Annotated in this window: 20 protein-coding genes; all 20 read right to left on the bottom strand. The window is 41.5% G+C overall.

What is annotated here, in order from left to right; genetic code table 11:
- Positions 1–3795, bottom strand: a complete 3795-nt coding sequence (gene addA, locus ACJQWY_RS04435; RefSeq protein WP_407076542.1) for a helicase-exonuclease AddAB subunit AddA — start codon at positions 3793–3795, stop codon at positions 1–3.
- On the bottom strand, positions 3761–7279 hold the full coding sequence (locus ACJQWY_RS04430) for a PD-(D/E)XK nuclease family protein (protein WP_407076541.1): 3519 nt from the start codon (positions 7277–7279) through the stop codon (positions 3761–3763). Before ACJQWY_RS04430 ends, addA begins: the two co-directional genes overlap by 35 nt.
- Positions 7280–7795: a tRNA adenosine(34) deaminase TadA gene (gene tadA, locus ACJQWY_RS04425; RefSeq protein WP_407076540.1), complete on the bottom strand. Its 516-nt coding sequence runs from the start codon at positions 7793–7795 to the stop codon at positions 7280–7282.
- 69 nt (positions 7796–7864) lie between these two features.
- Positions 7865–8476, bottom strand: a complete 612-nt coding sequence (locus ACJQWY_RS04420) for a class I SAM-dependent methyltransferase (protein WP_407076539.1) — start codon at positions 8474–8476, stop codon at positions 7865–7867.
- A 228-nt stretch (positions 8477–8704) separates the two neighbouring features.
- Positions 8705–9652 (bottom strand): alpha/beta hydrolase, encoded by a 948-nt coding sequence (locus ACJQWY_RS04415; RefSeq protein ID WP_407076538.1) that lies wholly within the window; start codon positions 9650–9652, stop codon positions 8705–8707.
- A 113-nt stretch (positions 9653–9765) separates the two neighbouring features.
- The gene (locus tag ACJQWY_RS04410; protein ID WP_407076537.1) at positions 9766–10080 is read right to left on the bottom strand and encodes a hypothetical protein; all 315 of its coding nucleotides are present in this window, start codon (positions 10078–10080) and stop codon (positions 9766–9768) included.
- 293 nt (positions 10081–10373) lie between these two features.
- The gene (adhP, locus tag ACJQWY_RS04405; RefSeq protein WP_407076536.1) at positions 10374–11432 is read right to left on the bottom strand and encodes an alcohol dehydrogenase AdhP; all 1059 of its coding nucleotides are present in this window, start codon (positions 11430–11432) and stop codon (positions 10374–10376) included.
- A 456-nt stretch (positions 11433–11888) separates the two neighbouring features.
- Positions 11889–12275: a 50S ribosomal protein L17 gene (gene rplQ, locus ACJQWY_RS04400; RefSeq protein WP_407076535.1), complete on the bottom strand. Its 387-nt coding sequence runs from the start codon at positions 12273–12275 to the stop codon at positions 11889–11891.
- 34 nt (positions 12276–12309) lie between these two features.
- The gene (locus ACJQWY_RS04395; RefSeq protein ID WP_407076534.1) at positions 12310–13254 is read right to left on the bottom strand and encodes a DNA-directed RNA polymerase subunit alpha; all 945 of its coding nucleotides are present in this window, start codon (positions 13252–13254) and stop codon (positions 12310–12312) included.
- A gap of 53 nt (positions 13255–13307) precedes the next feature.
- Entirely contained in the window at positions 13308–13694 is a 387-nt protein-coding gene (rpsK, locus tag ACJQWY_RS04390) for a 30S ribosomal protein S11 (RefSeq protein WP_407076533.1), read from the bottom strand.
- 31 nt (positions 13695–13725) lie between these two features.
- A complete protein-coding gene (rpsM, locus tag ACJQWY_RS04385; protein WP_057754256.1) occupies positions 13726–14091 on the bottom strand; it encodes a 30S ribosomal protein S13 in 366 nt (121 codons plus the stop codon).
- Positions 14092–14142: 51 nt separating this feature from the next.
- Positions 14143–14259, bottom strand: coding sequence for a 50S ribosomal protein L36 (rpmJ, locus tag ACJQWY_RS04380; RefSeq protein ID WP_070229441.1), 117 nt, complete (start codon positions 14257–14259; stop codon positions 14143–14145).
- A 21-nt stretch (positions 14260–14280) separates the two neighbouring features.
- Positions 14281–14499 carry a translation initiation factor IF-1 gene (gene infA, locus ACJQWY_RS04375; RefSeq protein ID WP_057754252.1) on the bottom strand — a complete coding sequence of 73 codons (219 nt, stop codon included), beginning with the start codon at positions 14497–14499 and terminating at the stop codon, positions 14281–14283.
- Positions 14500–14566: 67 nt separating this feature from the next.
- Positions 14567–15136: an adenylate kinase gene (locus ACJQWY_RS04370; protein WP_407076532.1), complete on the bottom strand. Its 570-nt coding sequence runs from the start codon at positions 15134–15136 to the stop codon at positions 14567–14569.
- The gene (gene secY / locus ACJQWY_RS04365; protein ID WP_407076531.1) at positions 15136–16440 is read right to left on the bottom strand and encodes a preprotein translocase subunit SecY; all 1305 of its coding nucleotides are present in this window, start codon (positions 16438–16440) and stop codon (positions 15136–15138) included. Before secY ends, ACJQWY_RS04370 begins: the two co-directional genes overlap by 1 nt.
- Positions 16440–16874 carry a 50S ribosomal protein L15 gene (rplO, locus tag ACJQWY_RS04360; RefSeq protein ID WP_407076530.1) on the bottom strand — a complete coding sequence of 145 codons (435 nt, stop codon included), beginning with the start codon at positions 16872–16874 and terminating at the stop codon, positions 16440–16442. The genes secY and rplO overlap by 1 nt, the downstream gene beginning before the upstream one ends.
- Before the next feature lie 33 nt (positions 16875–16907).
- Complete coding sequence (gene rpmD, locus ACJQWY_RS04355; protein ID WP_407076529.1) at positions 16908–17093, bottom strand: 50S ribosomal protein L30; 186 nt, start codon at positions 17091–17093, stop codon at positions 16908–16910.
- Positions 17094–17106: 13 nt separating this feature from the next.
- The gene (gene rpsE, locus ACJQWY_RS04350; RefSeq protein ID WP_407076561.1) at positions 17107–17613 is read right to left on the bottom strand and encodes a 30S ribosomal protein S5; all 507 of its coding nucleotides are present in this window, start codon (positions 17611–17613) and stop codon (positions 17107–17109) included.
- A gap of 16 nt (positions 17614–17629) precedes the next feature.
- A complete protein-coding gene (gene rplR / locus ACJQWY_RS04345) occupies positions 17630–17986 on the bottom strand; it encodes a 50S ribosomal protein L18 (RefSeq protein ID WP_407076528.1) in 357 nt (118 codons plus the stop codon).
- Between the two features lie 88 nt (positions 17987–18074).
- A complete protein-coding gene (rplF, locus tag ACJQWY_RS04340; protein ID WP_407076527.1) occupies positions 18075–18611 on the bottom strand; it encodes a 50S ribosomal protein L6 in 537 nt (178 codons plus the stop codon).
- Between the last annotated feature and the right edge of the window lie 23 nt (positions 18612–18634).

Here is an 18634-nt window from a genome sequence, read left to right as displayed (position 1 = left end):
TTAGTCTTTAAATTCATAAACCGCTAAGTTCGATAAAGCAACAATAAATTTTCTAATTTTAGCATAACCCATCGCTGTTAAAGCAGCCCCATAAATATTCAACTGTCCACCATAACGAGCTTTTAACAACGCTTGACCATCGGAATGCGGGTTTATATAGTCGGTTTTATAGTCAAATAACCAAATTTCGTCATTAACTGTCACTACCCCATCCATGATTCCATGAATTAACACCCGTTCGTCTCCGTTAAAATTTTGATATAACTGATTAGCCCGAATTAACATGGAAAATGGAACCTCGCGTTGGACCGTATCGACATTGGCCACTAACTGTTTTCCTAATGATGTCCGTTTAAAGAACTCCACCATTTGTGTCACAGGTAAAAGATGCTCTAATGTCGGCTCAATCAACCCATCTTGAACTAACTGCTGAATTAACGTTTGGAAATCTTGCTTAGTTGGCGCTCCATCCCTTAAATTAATTTTTTGCAAAACCAAATGGGCAGCCGTTCCACGCGAGACACTCGTCGGCTTAGTAGCCATCTCATTCATAAACTTAGGCACCTTTAATTCTTGTCCTAACAAGCGTTGCCCAGTCTCAATCCCATTATTTAACCGATGATCAGCTAATCCCCGTCCTTCAGCTAAATCCGGGTCTTCAAAAACACGTTTAACCTCGGAAACAGACTGATAACTCGTCGTCCGCGTTGCCATTTCATAAGGATACTCAAATTCAAAATAATTTTTAACCTCTGCCGGTGCAAGTTGAATTTCATCATGCTGCTCAGCAACTACCTCCGCTTCAGTATTTGTTGGCACCGGCTGGAAATTTTGAATATCATCAACTGTTTGAAAGTTAAGCTGAAATTCAAACGCTGCCGTCGGTATCAAAATAGGATGATGCTTAACCTCAACATCAAAACGATCGGCAAAAGGCTGCAATTTTTCACCAAATTGGGGATGCCGTGTAATCGCCATTCCCATCAGATCCATAAAGGAATGCTGACTTAAACGGATATTTGCATCCAACATGGAAACCCCCGTAGTACTTTTAGAGCTTAATTCCCAATGCACAAGCAAGTCTTCCAGATTCTTATAAGTTCCCACCAAAAAGAGTTGTTGTTCCGCCCTGGTGAGGGCGACATACAAAACCCTTAATTGTTCTGCAAAATCGGCTTTTTGAATCGCTCGTTGGACTTTCAGATATTGCGGTGGTGTTAATTTAACATGATGTTTTCGGTCAAAATACTGTAATCCAATCCCAGCTTCCCGTTCCAAAATCAAATGTCCTTGTTGATCAGTTTGATTAAACATTTTAGTCGTATTGAGTAAGAACACCACTGGGAATTCAAGTCCTTTGGAACCATGAATAGTCATCAAATGCACGGTATTAGTTGCTTCGTTCGCATCAGCTTCGCCAATATCATCCGCCGATGTTTTTTGTAGCTGTACGATATATCGATTAAATTGATAAAGACCCGTAAAATTCGTTTTTTGATAACTCGCAGCACGCTCATATAAAGCATGTAAGTTGGCCTGGCGTTGCACCCCACCAGGCAATCCACCAACGTAATCAAGCCACCCCGTCGTTTGATAAATTTGCCCGATTAAAGGTACTAACTGATTTTGGACCGCCGTTACATGAAATTGTGCTAAATCCTTTAAAAATGTTTTAACCTTGGTTTGATTTTTTTTATAGGCATCCGCTAGTTTAACATCTGTTACAATTTCGTCAGGTAACTCACCCTGCGCAAATTTTTGTACAGCTGTAAAATAGGCTTCATCTGGTGCTTGAACACGAATCCAAGCTAGCCCATTTTCATCCACTTGATACATTGGCGAACGTAAAACTGCCGCTAATGGGATATCTTGATATGGATTATCAATCAAACGCAAATAGTCCAGCATAATTGAAATTTCCAAAGTTTGAAAATAATTTCCTGAACCTTGAACTGTTAAAGGAATATCCAACGTTTTGAAGATTTCAATAATTTGCGGATTTTGCGTCCTTGAAGGCACTAAAATTGTCATATCATCCCAAGTTAGATCACGTTCTACCTGTTGCTCACGATCAAAAATTTGAAAATGATCAGCCATCAACTGCTTAATCTTTTGACCAAGCATCCAAATTTGCCCAGTGCTACCCGTTAATGCATCCGTAGCATTCAGTTCAAGACTTTCTATGACTGACTGCTCTACTTTTGCCCCCTCATTTTCGGATTCTTCATTGAAATAAAGCATCAATTCAGCCTGCTTGGGTAAATCTTTTGGATAATAATCTGCGCCAGCAATCAGCTTTGTATCTCCCGCATATTCAACATCCCCCAATTCCAAACTCATCAATTGTTCGAATAAATAATTAATAAAATTTGTGACATTCGGTTGTGAACGAAAGTTTTCAGCTAAAGTAATTAACTCATTGTCATCTTGTCGCCAGACGTAGGTTTGCATCTTATGAGCAAATAATTGTGGGTCAGCCTGCCGAAATTTATAAATTGATTGTTTAATATCCCCCACTTGAAAAACATTATTCGCCCGCGCCAACGCCTGGACAATCGTCTCTTGCAAATAATTGGTATCTTGGTACTCATCAACCATAATTTCAACATATTGTTCCCGCAATTTTTGAGCGATGGTTGGTTGTTGGACAATCGCTAAAGCGAAATGTTCTAAGTCATTAAAATCAAAGACCTTGCGTTCCTTTTTATCAGCTAAATAGACTTCAGCAAACGTTTTTGTGAGCTCAACCAAAGCTTGCACACCCTGCTTGGCACCGGCCGTAGCAACCTGCAAGCCTGCTTGATCCAACACCATAAATTTAGTTCCCAAGTTTTTAAACTGACTTTTTAAGTCCGAACGAGCTTGCGTAACTTGTTTCCAAGCCTGTTTTTCATCAGCTTCCCACTTACGGTTCGCCGTCCGACCTTTTCCACCCCAAGAATTAAATGGTACGGCAAAAAAAGCTACCCGCAATGCATCCCAATCTCCGCCCGCTTGCAGTTGTGTTTTTAAGTTCATAATTTGCGCCAATTCATCATCCAAATCGGCCCGCCGATTTTGCGAACTTGTATCATCTGTCACTGGTAACTGTTCCAATAACATTTGATACGCATGAACAAGGTCATCTAAACTATCTATTATTAAATCATACAAAGTTGCTAATGTTTCTGAATTATCTTGGCTATCACCTTGCTGCGTTATTTGATAAGCCAAAGGCAGTTGATCTAACCATTCATTGGTATCAGGCCGAGCCATCGCAAAATCAAATAATTTAAACACGGCCTGACTTAAACTCTCATCACTGCCTCGATCGTCAGTAAATTGCTTAACTAACGCTAAAAAGTCTGCATCAGCTTGCTGATACTTCCGCTCTAATACTTGATCCATTATTTGTTGCATCACCAGGTTCCGTTCAGCCGTATCAGCTAAGCGGAATTGCGGATCCAAATCAATCGTGTAATGATATTGTTCAATCAAATGTAAGGCAAAAGCATGCAACGTAGAAATATTCGCCACTTTTAATAATCGCAATTGCTTCATCAGATGCGCCCGCTGTGAGCCTTCACTTTCCGCTACCGCTTGGCGTAAAGCCTTTTCTAGCCGTTCTTTCATCTCAGCTGCCGCAGCTTCGGTAAAGGTCACAATCAAAAATTCGTCCACATTATCGCCGGCAAGGAGCCGCTGTAAAACGCGCTCAACTAAAACCCGCGTCTTACCAGATCCCGCAGAGGCCGATACTAAAATGTTTTTATTACGTTTTTCAATCGCTGCGGTCTGTTGTGTCGTGAACTCCATCGTCTCCTCCTTGCCGTGCAGAATCAATCTGCTGTTGCATTGCTTCAAGTGCTGTTTTCTTATTAAATGTCTTCAATTCTTTATAATGGTCCCCTAACATGGCATCAAAATGCATCACGTCCAGATAATCGCTATACTGCAGGCCGGTTTTATTACCCTGGCGGAAAGGCTGAATAGGGAACTTCCCTGCCAAAATCGCACCAGCCATCTCTTTAACTTTATTTAAATTATATTGCTTTAAAGTTTCTAGCTCTGCCTCAGTCACAACATCTGAACTAGCCTTATAAGTTCCATCTTTCTTTTGATCTAACGCATACGGTCCATTTTCAATCGTCTGTAAATAATCCTGATTATCTAAGATAACCCCTCGATAACGGTTATGCGCTTCGATTTTGTTCTCAACTTGTTGAATCTGTTCTGATAAAGTTTCATGTCCCGTTTTAACTTCTGGCTCTAACATCCCTTGTCGCAATTCAAAAAAAGTAGCCGCACTTACCTTTTGTGGGCTCGGTAACGCTTGATTCAATGCTTGCCAATACGTTAATAATTGTAATTCTTGACCATAATATGCTTTTGTATAATCAAAGACCCGTGCACCAGATTTATAGTCAACAATCGCCACATGATTCGCCTCTTGGTCATAGCGATCAATTTTACCGCGTAGAGTGGCACCCCCTTGTGGTATTTGCACGCGTAGGGGCTGAAAATTTCCTCGTCCAAAAGCTACTTCGGTCCCGCCTGTTTTGGGATACCCTAGCGTTTTTTGTTGACCACGTTGCATCTGTTTTAAGGCGATATCCACCCGCTGTTCCAAATTTGCGGTTAGATGCGACCACCGCGCATTGGCATGCAATGGTTCAAACGTTGGGTCATTTTGGGCCAAGATTGTTTTAATCGCCGTTTTTTCTAAATCTTCTAACTTTGATGCTGATACATCTCGCAAAGCCTTCGACCCTAAATTTTGGAAGACATGCTCTAACAACGCATGCATATAAGTTCCTTTTTCGCCTTCCGTTAATTGCATTTCAGGCCGTGGGTTTAATTTCAAACCAAATTGCAAAAAGAATTCGTACGGATTCCGGGCATAAGATTCCAACCGGGAAATGGATGTTTTTAAATCACTCCCGAATAACTTATTAATCAAGTGCTGATCGACGACCTTACTCTGATTCTTATAGTTTAAACTCCCCATGATTTTACCATACGCTGTGGGTTGTTCTTGTTGCATGATTTGGTCTAACATTTGCCATAATGGCGCTACAGATTGTCCCAATTGATGAGCTTGTGCCTTAGCCAATACGAGGCGACTTAACGTACTGGCCCAAGTTCCTAATTGTTCTGCGGCCTGCGGAACCAAGATTTCGGCTTGTTGTGTCTTTAATTGGAATCCCCGCACTAACCTTTCAATATATGTCGATGGTTTTAATTTGACTTCCCCATCTGAAGTTGGATATGACCAAATGACTTTTTGTTGACTTATCATCATCGCTTGATAAATTTGCAGACTATCTTGGGCCATCGTTTGTTCCGTGGTTTCACGCAATTGTGTTCCAGTTGGTAAAAATTGTTGCAGCTTATTGCGATCTCGATCTTGCAATAAAGCATGCTGGGAAACCGTGACCGGCAGATTTTGACTAGTCGCCCCAAAAATAATGACATGTGGTACACCAACCACTTGGACCATCCCCGTTTCAGTAACCAAAACTTGATCCATTGCTGCCGGGATACCAGCAAATTTAGCTTGTCCCATGGCGGCTATCAGAGTTGATTTAAATGCTTCAAGTGACAGCACCTCTTGATCAAAAACCATAACCACGTCATCAAGCAAATCCATTAAGCGACCCCAAATCTGGTCAATTTGTTGGGCCATACTTAAACGACCATCTGTCACAGCTGCCTCACGTTGTTCTAATAATCTTTGTTGCACTCCTTGTTGTACTAAAAAATCATATACATGTTTTACTAATAACCGAGCATTGCCAGCGGCTTGCAATCGCGCTAAAAATGGTGCTACAACTTGTGAAATTTGATTATGAATGATTGCTAACTGTGTATCAAATTCATAGTTACGCGCTCGTGTATATTCATCTGTTTCATCTGTAACCTGCTGATCAAACTGCCAAGCCTGCTGATCTGTCCAACGATTTCCCGTATAATTTTTAGCTAATGCATAATTTTCCGTTAGCGCCAAAGCTTCACGATATTCCGTCAAAGTTACCCCTTCTGGCACCAATAACTCGGTCTTCAATAAGGCCAAAATATCTGCCAAACGATAATTAGGGGCAACATCTAATAGTCCACGTATAAATACAAATAGCGGATGGTTGACCATCAGCTGATCCATATCGAGATACAAAGGAATCTGATATTTTTGAAAAATAGCGGGCAAAATATTAGCATACTGCTGCAAATCAGGCGTCATCAGGACAAAATCTTGATAACGGTTTGCATCTGTATTCACCGCCATCCGAATACTCTGCGCCAATTGTTCAATTTCTTGATAGCGTGAACGCGCACTCCAGATTTCAATCGCCGAATTTGGCGCCTGAATCTGCACCCCCACTTTTTCATAATCAATCCAAAATTGCGATAAGCGCTGTAAGCCCTCCGATAAACCACGTGGTTCATCAATCGCTTGCACTTGAACTTCCAAGGACTGATTTTGCGCATAATTAAATAATTGCTGAGCTAATTGTCGCGAGGCAAAGAACAAATCATTTTCATCTAACGCCATTCTGATTTTACCCACAGCATCCGCAGTTCCAGGTAGCGCAATTGTCACCCCACCGCTCATGAGCATCAAAGCTTCCACCACACCACGTTCAGGTCGAGACATTTGCGAATAGCCATCAATATAAAAATATTGATGCGTCAAATCGCGTTGACCTTGTTCCAAAAATATTTTTAAAACTTGTAATAAATCTTGGCTCACAAATTGATCACGCCGCCCTAATTCAGCATCTAATGCTGAACCAATCAGTGCTACATCATGTAATTTCTGCTGTAAAACGACTTCTTGATCCAATCCTGCGCTAATTTGATTAACATCATCCCAAGTTAGCCCACTTGCTTTAATTTCTTGAATCTGTGCCGTCATTTGACTGATAAACCCTTGTTTACCTAATAAGTTCCCATACAGTTGGAGCTCATCTTGATGCTGTTGCAAAAGGTTCTGCACTAACATCGCGACTGCCTCAGGTGACAAATTAGCGTGCTGGTATAAAGAAGTATCGTTCATGTAATACCACACCAAACGAGATAAAGAAAAGACTTGCACCCTTGGTGTCACTAAAGTTGACCCTTGCCGTTGGTCTAAAGCAGCCAAACGCTTTAAGACATTCACCTCAGTTTTAAATTTAATTTTATTTGGCACAATAAAAAAGACTTCTGCTTGAGCATCTGCTTGCAAGACATTTTGCATCTGTTTTAAGAGGGCGCGTTCACGATCTTGACTGCCATCTCCAAACAAAATTGTAACCCCCATTTAATTACCCTCCTGTGCTTGCATTTTACGTGCGCGCTTTTTTGCTTTTTGACGCTTCCGAATAGCTTGAAAAAAACCTTTCATCAATGTCTGCGCTTCGTCCGCTTTTATCCCCGCATGAACTTCCACTTGGTGGTTTAGACGTTCATCTTCTAAAATTTGATACATAGAATGTACGCCGCCCGCTTTATAATCTTCAGCTCCGTAATAAACAGCTTGAATGCGCGCCTGTTGGATCAAACCCGCACACATAATACAAGGCTCAATCGTAACAAAGACTTGCGCATTCGGTAACCGCCACGTCTTAAGCGCGCGACTCGCCGCCAAAATGGCTTGGAATTCAGCATGCTGACTAGGATCTTCAAAACGTTCCCGCAAATTAAAGCCTCGACCTACGATTTGTTCGTCAACTACCACGACCGCACCGATCGGCACCTCGCCCAAAGCAGCCGCTTTTTTGGCTTCTTTCAGTGCTTCACCCATATAATATGCCTGTTGCTGTTGTGTTAATCCCATGCTAATTACTCCTTACATAAAAAGGCCTGGTTCTCAAAACCTCAGCCTTTTGTGTCTTTTAACGCGAAACTAATCCATGCGCCGACTTTCTAAAATATAATAACCCTTGTTTTTAGCCAAAACTTGCACGTTACCAAAAGTGTCCTCCATCAGTTTCTTAGCTGACGGAGCACCTTGTTTCTTTTGCAAAACAACCGTCAAAGTACCATTTCGCACCAAATGATCAATCGCTTGAGTCAGCATTCCGCTCACGACTGATTTCCCAGCTCGCACCGGCGGATTAGTTAGAATAGCCGCGAATTTACCATCAACATTAGAATATTGATCAGATTGTACCACTTTAATCTGATCAGCGACTTGATTTGCTTGCGCATTGCGTTCAATTAACCCAATTGCCCGTTGATTAATCTCCGCGGCGACAAATTGCCGTTTAGGTAGTTGTTTGGCTAAGCTAATTGCAACCGGGCCATAGCCTGCCCCCAAATCTAAAATGGGACCATTCGGCAAATCCTTAGTTTTAAAATTCTCAAGCATAGTTCGCGTACCAAAATCAACCGTTTGTCTAGAAAAGACCCCCGCATCGGTCGTGAAACTCAGGTCATGCTTAAATAAAGTAAAATGCCAAGTATGTTCATCATGTTGCGCAGTCGGCGTTTCTGTATAATAATGTTGATTTTCCATTGTCTCGTCCCATCTGTCTACCTAAATCTTTCTCTCTAGTATAGCATGTTATCATGACTTGAGACACGCTCGAACCGGACCAATTACTCCAATTAATTGTTTAAAAAACAGGCTAAGAATAAAACTTTCCCAGCCCGTTCACCATCAAATCATTTATATTTCCCGCTTTAAGTCAATAGATTTTATTAAAAAGGTATAAAATTATACTTTTCTACTTTCCAAAATATTTTAATGCAGATATTGATTCAAAAAATTCATCATCCGTTCAACATAAGCTTCTTTTTCAATGGCATAAGACTGCGTGTGTTCAGCCTTCGGAACAATTGCCATCTGTTTAGGACCAGCTTGATCACGATAATTTTGTTGAATATACTTGGTGGGCACAAAGCTATCTTTTTCACCATGAATAAATAGCATTGGTCGGTGATTTTTAGCCAGATATTGCTCAACATTTCCCTGCTTAAAGGAATACCCGGCGTAGAGCCGTGAGTATCCGGACACAATGTGGACCAACGGCTTGGCTAACCAACCTGGAAGATGATACATCTCATTAGCTTGATAAATTAATTCATCATAAACTGAATGATACCCTGCATCTTCTACATACGCTTTAACTTGTGCCGGCGGATTCATCCCTGATAACATCATTGTAGTTGCACCACCCAATGAAGCACCCATAACAACAATTTGCGCATCGGCACCTTGTTTTTCCACAATCATCTGTGTCCATTTTTTAGCGTCTTTAGCTTCCAAATAGCCATAACCAATGTACTTACCACCAGAACGTCCAGCAGCTCGGTTATCGATTAATAAGACATTATAACCCTGTTGATGAAACATTGCGGCATATGGAGCCATTGCCTTGTGATCGACCCCAAATCCATGAATAACCAATGCAGTCCGCGTTGTGGCTTGTTCGGCTGGAACATAGTCCCCTTTTAATTTAACTCCATCATCAGCTTGCAAATTCCAGACTTGCGCATGCTTTTGATACTTCTGCCACGCCTCTTGTTGATCATATAACGGTGCCCCTGGCTTCAATGAACCACCTGTAATAAAGCTTTTATTCGCCCGGACTTCAGCAACGTGGAAAAAATAACCACCCGCCGCAACTAATAACAAACATATTACTAAGGCAATCCCCAAAATCCATTTGACCCATTTATTAATTTTCATTGTTTCTTAACTTCCAATCTATCCCTTTTTAAAATTTATTTCGTCTATCAAAATAAAGCTTATTTTAGCATTTTTTCAGAAGTTTGACCAACATTATTTGATAAAAACACGCTTTAAAAATACCGATAATATTTTAAATTAACCGTCCGACAATATGCCTCAAATCCATCCGCAAATTGATTTCGCATCTCAAAGTTTATGAAAATTAACTTAAAACCTTCATCATTTGGATTGCAACCAATCCGATAAATTCGACTATCATGAAGCCGCCCTAAATAAAGGGTCCCATTTTGTCGCTGGATGGCCTGAATCGCTCTTAAAATGTCATCAGCAAACTGCGTTGAAATTAACGGTGCTTGGCCTAATAATTGATAAAACATTGCTTGATCTATAACGGGGTTCTCTCGGTGCATCTCGTCTCCTACCATGTTCGCCTCCAAAACTCTGTGCTGGTTCTAGGAACCGTATCATTTTTGCTTCATCATCGTAACATATTAACCTTGTTTTATGTTAAATGTTACCTAATTTATTCCGCCGATAAATTAGGGTTAAGTGAACTAAAGGAAAACTTTACCGCGCTAACCCCCTTATATCCTACAATTATGGGCACCAAGCCTTTTCAAAATAAATTTTAGCAAAATCATGAATATCTTCATTAAAATTTTAAACAAAATAAAAAGCTCTAAAATCAGTTAGGTCTGATTCTAAAGCTCTAGTTTAATTATGATTGCAAACTAGTAAAGTCAATCACCTTACGTCCAGTAATTTTACCGGCCAACATTTCATCAACCACATCATTGATTGAATCAAATGGTACAGTTTCAACAATCGGCTTAACTTTTCCTTCAGCTCCGAATTGGAAAGCTTCCTTCAAATCAGCACGGGTTCCTACTAATGAACCGCGAACTTCAATTCCATCCAAAACCGTCTTAGCAATATTCAAATCCATATCACCTTGTGGCAAGGCAACCGCTACCAACTTACCCATTGGGCGCAAGACGTTAACAGCTTGTGAGAAGGCAGCGTTATTTACGGCCGTAACTTGTGCATTATGCACTCCACCAGTTAGTTCGTTCACCTTTGCTACAACATCCTCGGTCTTACGGTTAACCAAGACTTCCGCACCATTTTGCGCCGCTGCTGCCAACTTGTCAGGATTACCATCAATGACCGCAACGTGTGCGCCAAAGACATTGTGAGCATACTGAACAGCCAAGTTTCCAAGACCACCAGCACCATGCACTGAAACCCATTGTCCAGGCTTTGTCTCTCCGGTTTTTAAGGACTTATACATTGTTACACCGGCACAAGTAATTGAAGTAGCTTCAATAGGATCTAAACCATCTGGAACCTTGACTGCATACTTAGCGTTCACAACACATTGTTGTGACATAGCACCATCGACAGTGTATCCTGAGTTACGAACGTTCCGGCAGAAAGTTTCATTTCCAGAAACACAATAGTCACAAACACCACAGGCGTCATAGAACCAAGCAACAGAAACTCGATCTCCAACCTTTAAATACTCCCCAGCACCTTCACCAAGCTTAGAAACAATTCCGACTCCTTCGTGACCTGTTACTCGACGGAATTCTCCATTCCGTGATCCAATCTTATTAGGATCACCAAAATCACCATTAGCGGTGTGAATATCCGTATGACATAGACCAACATATTCCATATCAACTAAGGCTTCACCAAAACCTAAGGCTCGTGGCTCCCAATCATCAATCAAATCAAAGTGTCCATCATTATTTTCGCGTACTACTGCTGCCTTCATGAGTATAATTCTCCTATATATCAAGATATCAATGTGAATTAATTTACATATATTATTGTAAGCCCTTTCCAAATAAATGTAAATGATTTTCATACACTTCACAATATCTGATTGCTGTGGGCTGGTGTACGCTAGTCTTTTTGAATTAATAATTTTATCAATTTTTCACAATTTCATTCTGTGGTTAATTCTTTATTAAAAAAACTGACATTTCTGTCAGTTCTACACTTCTAGATTTAATAAAATTGTGTTGATTTTTAACCTAAAGCCAAACTATCAACTATCGCCGAGCGTTCCAAAAACAGCACAAAAAAAACCTCACAAATTATTATGTGCGACTTCTACAATGAGGAGCCATTCAACCTAGACTAAGCTTAAAGCAGCCATCATCATAACAGTTTATACATAATAACTTGGAGATTTTAAAGAATGTTTATCGATTTTGGCACTAACGAATTAGTCAACCAATTCCAAGATAACCATTTGTGCAGCGTCTCCACGACGTTGTACAGTCTTTAAGATACGAGTGTAACCACCCGCGCGGCCTTCAAAACGAGGCGCAACTTGATTGAACAAGTATTGCAAAGCATTTTCAACCTTAACCTTGTCGTCTTCAGTTGTTTGAACATCAGCGACAGTGTTACGCATAAATGCAGCGGCCTTCCGACGTGAAGCTAAGTCTCCGCGCTTTCCCAATGTAATCATCTTTTCAGCGGTCTTACGAACCTCTTTGGCACGTGCCTCAGTAGTTTCAATCCGACCGTTAACCAACAATGCAGTGGTCAAGTCACGTAACAAAGCTTTACGTTGTGAGCTTGTACGTCCCAACTTACGGTATGACATGAGTCATTCCTCCTTCTTTGGTATTGTTTATTAATTAGTCTTCCTTACGAAAACCAAGTCCTAGCAAAGCTAGCTTATCTTGAATTTCGTCAAGTGATTTCCGACCGAGATTACGAACGGACATCATTTGTGTCTCTGTTCGATCAACTAGCTCTTGGACAGAGTTAATCCCAGCCCGCTTGAGACAATTATATGAACGAACTGATAGGTCAAGCTCTTCGATTGGCATCTCAGTATGCTTAGGCGCAACAGTTTCTTCTTTGTCAACCATCACTTGTGCATTAACTGCCTTTTCTGACATCTCAACAAAAGCATCTAAGTGAGATGATAAGATTTGAGCAGCCAAAGAAACAGCTTCCGCAGGTGTCAAAGACCCATCAGTCCAGACATCCAAAGTGAGCTTGTCATAATCAGCACGTTGTCCAACACGAGTGTTTTCAACTTGATAATTAACACGCTCAATGGGGGTAAAGATTGAATCAATTGCAAGAACGCCAATTGGCAAATCATCATGCAATTCTTTATTCTGCTCTGCTGAAACATAACCGCGACCGCGCTCAGCCGTCAAAGTCATGTGCAACGTTGACCCCGCTGCAACTGTAGCAATGTACAAGTCTGGATTTAAGATTGTGACATCACTATCGCCAGTAATATCTCCGGCCGTTACTGTAGCGGGCCCAGCGACATTAATTTCGAGTGTTTTCTCCTCGTCACTTTCAATACTCAATGAAACCTTTTTCAAGTTCAAAACGATTTGCGTAACATCTTCAACTACCCCTTCGATAGTTGAAAATTCATGCAAAACTGTATCAATTTGGACAGAATTGATCGCGGCTCCTGGCAATGAAGATAACAATACACGACGCAAAGAATTTCCAAGCGTTGTTCCGTAGCCCCGCTCTAATGGCTCAACTACAAACTTTCCGTAATTATTACTATCTTCAACAAGAGTGATCTTTGGGTTTTCGAATTCAAGCATATTGTTTATTACCCCTTTCATCAAAGCTGAGTTGTGAACTAGTTGCTAGGCAATTAGACACGACGGCGCTTTGGTGGCCGAGAACCATTGTGAGGTACTGGGGTTACATCCTTAATAGAAGTAACTTCCAACCCTGCAGCAGCCAAGGCACGGATAGCTGACTCACGACCTGAACCAGGACCCTTAACAGTTACTTCAACTGTCTTCATACCGTTTTCCATTGCGCTCTTAGCAGCAGCTTCTGATGCCATTTGAGCAGCGAATGGGGTAGACTTACGACTACCCTTGAAACCAAGTGAACCGGCTGAAGACCAGGCAACAGCGTTACCTTGTACATCAGTGATCATTACGATCGTGTTGTTGAATGTTGCGTGAATGTGTGCCACACCACTTTCAATATTCTTCTTTACACGACGCTTACGATTATTACGACCTGCCATGAATACTAAACTCCTTTCTTACAGATATTAATTACTTCTTCTTACCTGCAATCGCAACAGCTGGGCCTTTGCTAGTACGGGCATTGTTCTTCGTGTGTTGTCCACGAACGGGCAATCCCTTACGATGGCGAATTCCGCGGTATGATGCGATTTCTTGCAACTTCTTAATGTTCAATGATACTTCACGACGTAAGTCACCTTCTACCTTGATACCATCCACAACTGAGCGGATAGCGTCTTCTTGGTCAGGTGTTAAATCACGAACACGTACATCTTCAGAAACTCCAGCTTCTGCCAAAATCTTTTGAGCAGTAGTGTTACCGATTCCGTATACATAAGTCAATGCGATCACGATACGCTTATCGCGAGGCAAATCGATTCCTGCAATACGAGCCATTACTCTTACCTCCTATTATAATAATTAATATAAATCAGCCAATATACTTAATTAAGCACCTTGACGTTGCTTGTGCTTGGGATTTGAGCAAATCACCATCACACGTCCGTTACGGCGGATAACTTTGCAGTTATCACACATAGGCTTAACTGATGGACGAACCTTCATTGTATTTACCTCCAAAAAATCTTATGACCGGTAACGGAAAGTAATCCGCCCCTTCGTCAAATCATATGGCGACATCTCAACTTTGACACGATCTCCTGGGAGAATTCGAATAAAGTTCTTTCGAATTTTACCCGAAACGTGCGCAAGAATTTCGGCGCCGTTTTCCAATTCAACGGTAAACATGGCATTTGGTAAAGTATCCTTTACCACACCAGAAATCTCAATAACATCGTTGGCCACGTTTATGCCTCCTTCGTTGTTTCTATTGAAGAACTCAGCTAATTATAGCACGAAACCCGTACTTAAATTAGGCGTTCTTCAAATTGTCAAGCAACGTTTTTACGTCGGCAAAAATCACTTCAAGTTCACGAGCACCATCAATTTTATGCAAAATACCTTGCTTAGCATAATATTCTGCAATTGGTGCTGTTAATTCTCCATTTACCGCCAAACGATTTTTAATAACTTCAGGCGTGTCATCCGCACGACCACGAGCCAACATCCGATCAACCAAAACTGCTTCATCAGCAGTAAAGTATATAACGGCATCAAGCTTACGATCTTGCTTTGACAACATTTCATCTAAAGCCGTTGCTTGGTCTAAGTTACGTGGGAATCCATCTAAGATGAATCCCACTTTTGTATCGTCTTCAGATAAACGTTCTTCGACGATTCCGTCTGTCACTTCATCAGGAACTAAATTACCCGCGTCCATATAGGCCTTGGCTTTTAATCCTAACTCCGTCTCATTTGCCATTGCAGCACGGAACATATCGCCTGTACTGATATGTGGCAAATGATAAGTCTCCACCATCATCTCTGCTTGAGTACCTTTACCCACACCGGGGAGACCCAACAACATGATATTTAAACTCATTATGATTTAGCTCCTTCGTGAATGAACCCTACATATGCCTTCTTCATCATTAATCCTTCAAGTTGTCGAATCAAATCGATAGCCACCCCGATTACAATTAATAATGATGTTCCAGACATACCTAAGTTACTATCCAAGCCAAAGATATGTGTAGCTAGGATAGGTGCCAATGCAATTGCTCCTAAGAACAATGCTCCCACTGATGATAAACGCATCAATAATTTCGACATCCAACTTTCAGTTGCCGCACCTGGTCGAACTCCAACAATATAACTACCCTGCTTTTGTAAATTCTCAACCACTTTTTCAGGATTAACCTGAACAAATGCATAAAAGAATGTAAAGAGGACAATCAATAATGTATATAGAATTCCACCCTGCAAAGTTTGCATTGAAAGCCATGTTGTGGCCGTCTCATACCAACCTTGCCCCCCGAACTTACCAGCAAAAGCCTGTAAGATGGTTTGTGGTGTAACCAATAATGATGATGCAAAGATAACCGGAATCACTCCCGCTACGTTAACTTTCAATGGTAAATACGATGAACTGCCGGAACCAACCGAACGCCGCGTATATTGCATTGGGATTTTGCGGATGGCCTGGTTAAACCAGGTAACAAATGAAATGACCACTACCAACAACAACATCAAACCAAGGAACAAAGCTGTTCCTTGCGCCTTATATGAGTTTTGAATAATGTTCTCATCGATTAACTGATAAAGTCCAGCGGGGACTCGTGCAATGATACCCGCAAAGATCAACATAGAGATACCTTGACCTAAACCATATTGGGTAATCATTTCTCCTAACCAAACCGCAAACATCGTTCCGATGGTCAAAATCGAACCAATCATCAGGTATGTTTGCAAATCAGGCGTTTTAACCAACTGAATTTGACTCAATTGATTAAAGCCAGCTGTAATTCCAATTGATTGTGCAAAAGCTAGGACAATAGTCAAATACCGCGTAACTTGGTTTAAATGACGACGACCAACTTCACCTTGCTTTGACCATTCGACAAAACGTGGAACAATATCCATTTGCAACAACTGTACCACGATTTGAGCGGTAACATATGGCGAAACACCCATCGCAAACAATGAATAATTCGTCAAGCCGCCACCACTAAACATATTTAAAATGCTCCCGAGCCCAGAATTAGCAACCTCACTTAGTGCTTTAGGGTTAATCCCTGGTACAGTAATGTACGCACCAATCCGGTATACAATCAAAATCCCTAGAGTGAAGAACAATTTCTTACGAATGTCCTTTTCTTTAAGTGAATTGAGCACGGTTTGTAGCATTAGATCACCTCAGTCTTACCACCAGCTGCTTCAATAGCAGATACTGCTGATGCTGAGAACTTGTTTGCCTTTACGGTCAAAGACTTTTCAAGTTGACCATTAGCTAAAATCTTGATCCCTGACATTTCCTTCTTAACGATTCCTGATTCCACCAACAATGCTGGTGTAACTTCAGTTCCGTTTTCGAAGCTGTTCAATTGGCTCAAGTTAACAACCGCAAATTCTTTACGGTTAATATTTGTAAATCCACGCTTTGGCATCCGACGGAACAAAGGCATTTGTCCACCTTCAAAGCCCAAACGGACCTTACTACGGGCCTTTTGTCCTTTTTGACCACGTCCTGCAGTCTTACCATTACCTGAAGACTCACCACGTCCGACACGATTGCGAACCTTGCGAGAACCTTCAGTAATTTCAAGCTCATTAAGCTTCATTAGGTTTTTTCCTCCTTTTGAGCAGTTTTGTACTTACTTAGCTTCTTCAACAGTAACTAAGTGAGCAATCTTGAAAATAGCACCACGCGTTTGTGCATTGTCAGGCAATACAACTGATGAAGATACCTTGTTTAAACCAAGGGCCTTCACAATTGCACGTTGCTTGGGTAAACGGTGGGCAGCACTCTTAACGAGAGTAACTTTAACTTGTTCAGCCATGTCATTTGCCTCCTTATTTAGCCAAGTGCTCGAGTGAGACCTGACGCAAATCTGCAACTTCATCTGCGTTCTTCAATTGAGAAATCGCATCAAAAGTAGCACGTACAACGTTGATTGGGGTTGCTGATCCAAGTGACTTAGCAGTCACGTCAGCGATTCCAGCCAATTCCAAAACAGCACGGGCTGCTCCACCGGCAGCTACTCCAGATCCTTCAGCGGCTGGCTTAACCAACACGCGTCCACCACCGAAGACACCCAATGCAGAGTGAGGAAGAGTTGTACCTACAGTCGGTACGGCGACAATGTTACGGTTGGCAGCTTCAACAGCTTTACGGATAGCTTCAGGAACTTCTTGAGCTTTACCAGTACCAAAACCAACGTGTCCATTACGGTCACCAACAACAACCAAAGCGGCAAAACGCAAACGACGACCACCCTTAACAACCTTAGTAACACGGTTGATAGCTACGACGTTTTCTTCTAACTCACCAAGAGTTTTTGGATCGATATATGCCATGATTATTTTCCTCCTTCCCTTAGAACTTCAAACCAGCTTCACGAGCTGATTCGGCTAATGCTTGAACACGTCCGTGATACAAGTATCCACCACGATCAAAAATAACTTCTTCAATCTTAGCAGCCTTGGCACGATCAGCAATCAAAGCACCAACCTTAGTAGCTTGTTCAGTCTTTGGTGCATTAGCAATAGATGCATCCAAAGTTGAGGCACTAGCAAGCGTCACACCCGCTACGTCATCAATTAATTGAGCGTAGATGTTTTTGTTAGAACGGAAAACGTTCAAGCGTGGGCGCTCTGCAGTACCAGAAATCTTACCACGAACCCGAGTGTGTCGGTGTTGACGCACTTTATTCTTGTCTGACTTCGTAATCATGTTCGTAACCTCTTTATATTCTGTGCAAAAGATATACATAGTAAGATAATCGAGACGTTGCGCTCGATTTTAAGCGATATACTTAAAATTACTTACCAGTCTTACCTTCCTTACGTGCAACGTATTCATCTTCGTAACGAATTCCCTTACCCTTATATGGTTCAGGAGCGCGAACGGAACGGATCTCAGCAGCGAAATCTCCGACCTTTTGCTTTGAAATTCCAGAAACAATTACAGTAACTGAATCAGGAACTTCAACAGTCATTTCAGAACGGTCTTCGAATTCAACTGGGTGTGAATAACCAACGTTCAACACAAGCTTGTTTCCTTGCTTAGCTGCACGATATCCAACACCGACAAGCTTCAAAGTCTTCTTGAAGCCTTCTGAGACACCCTCAACCATGTTGGCGACGTTCGCACGAGTAGTTCCGTGCAAAGCCTTGATCTTTCCGTCATCTGAAGAACGAGTAAATGATACTTCGTTACCATCAACCGTAAATGCGATTTCTGAAGCAACTTCGCGTGACAATTCACCCTTTGGTCCCTTAACAGTCACAACGTTACCTTCACGTGCAATTTCCACGCCTGCAGGTAAGGTCAAAACTTTGTTACCAATACGACTCATAGTAGGATACCTCCTTTTTTAGA

Origin of the sequence: Weissella kandleri (assembly GCF_045504165.1) — a bacterium.
In the GTDB taxonomy this organism is placed as follows: domain Bacteria; phylum Bacillota; class Bacilli; order Lactobacillales; family Lactobacillaceae; genus Weissella; species Weissella kandleri_A.
This window is presented reverse-complemented; position numbering and strand designations above follow the sequence as displayed.

Excerpts from the sequence above, each read along its gene's own strand:
- addA (WP_407076542.1), bottom strand. The coding sequence starts at position 3,795 with ATGGAGTTCACGACACAACAGACCGCAGCGATTGAAAAACGTAATAAA.
- ACJQWY_RS04430 (WP_407076541.1), bottom strand. The coding sequence starts at position 7,279 with ATGGGGGTTACAATTTTGTTTGGAGATGGCAGTCAAGATCGTGAACGC.
- tadA (WP_407076540.1), bottom strand. The coding sequence starts at position 7,795 with ATGGGATTAACACAACAGCAACAGGCATATTATATGGGTGAAGCACTG.
- ACJQWY_RS04420 (WP_407076539.1), bottom strand. The coding sequence starts at position 8,476 with ATGGAAAATCAACATTATTATACAGAAACGCCGACTGCGCAACATGAT.
- ACJQWY_RS04415 (WP_407076538.1), bottom strand. The coding sequence starts at position 9,652 with ATGAAAATTAATAAATGGGTCAAATGGATTTTGGGGATTGCCTTAGTA.
- ACJQWY_RS04410 (WP_407076537.1), bottom strand. The coding sequence starts at position 10,080 with ATGGTAGGAGACGAGATGCACCGAGAGAACCCCGTTATAGATCAAGCA.
- adhP (WP_407076536.1), bottom strand. The coding sequence starts at position 11,432 with ATGAAGGCAGCAGTAGTACGCGAAAATAATGATGGACACTTTGATTTG.
- rplQ (WP_407076535.1), bottom strand. The coding sequence starts at position 12,275 with ATGTCATACCGTAAGTTGGGACGTACAAGCTCACAACGTAAAGCTTTG.
- ACJQWY_RS04395 (WP_407076534.1), bottom strand. The coding sequence starts at position 13,254 with ATGCTTGAATTCGAAAACCCAAAGATCACTCTTGTTGAAGATAGTAAT.
- rpsK (WP_407076533.1), bottom strand. The coding sequence starts at position 13,694 with ATGGCAGGTCGTAATAATCGTAAGCGTCGTGTAAAGAAGAATATTGAA.
- rpsM (WP_057754256.1), bottom strand. The coding sequence starts at position 14,091 with ATGGCTCGTATTGCAGGAATCGATTTGCCTCGCGATAAGCGTATCGTG.
- rpmJ (WP_070229441.1), bottom strand. The coding sequence starts at position 14,259 with ATGAAGGTTCGTCCATCAGTTAAGCCTATGTGTGATAACTGCAAAGTT.
- ACJQWY_RS04370 (WP_407076532.1), bottom strand. The coding sequence starts at position 15,136 with ATGAGTTTAAATATCATGTTGTTGGGTCTCCCCGGTGTGGGTAAAGGT.
- secY (WP_407076531.1), bottom strand. The coding sequence starts at position 16,440 with ATGCTACAAACCGTGCTCAATTCACTTAAAGAAAAGGACATTCGTAAG.
- rplO (WP_407076530.1), bottom strand. The coding sequence starts at position 16,874 with ATGAAGCTTAATGAGCTTGAAATTACTGAAGGTTCTCGCAAGGTTCGC.
- rpmD (WP_407076529.1), bottom strand. The coding sequence starts at position 17,093 with ATGGCTGAACAAGTTAAAGTTACTCTCGTTAAGAGTGCTGCCCACCGT.
- rplR (WP_407076528.1), bottom strand. The coding sequence starts at position 17,986 with ATGATTACGAAGTCAGACAAGAATAAAGTGCGTCAACACCGACACACT.
- rplF (WP_407076527.1), bottom strand. The coding sequence starts at position 18,611 with ATGAGTCGTATTGGTAACAAAGTTTTGACCTTACCTGCAGGCGTGGAA.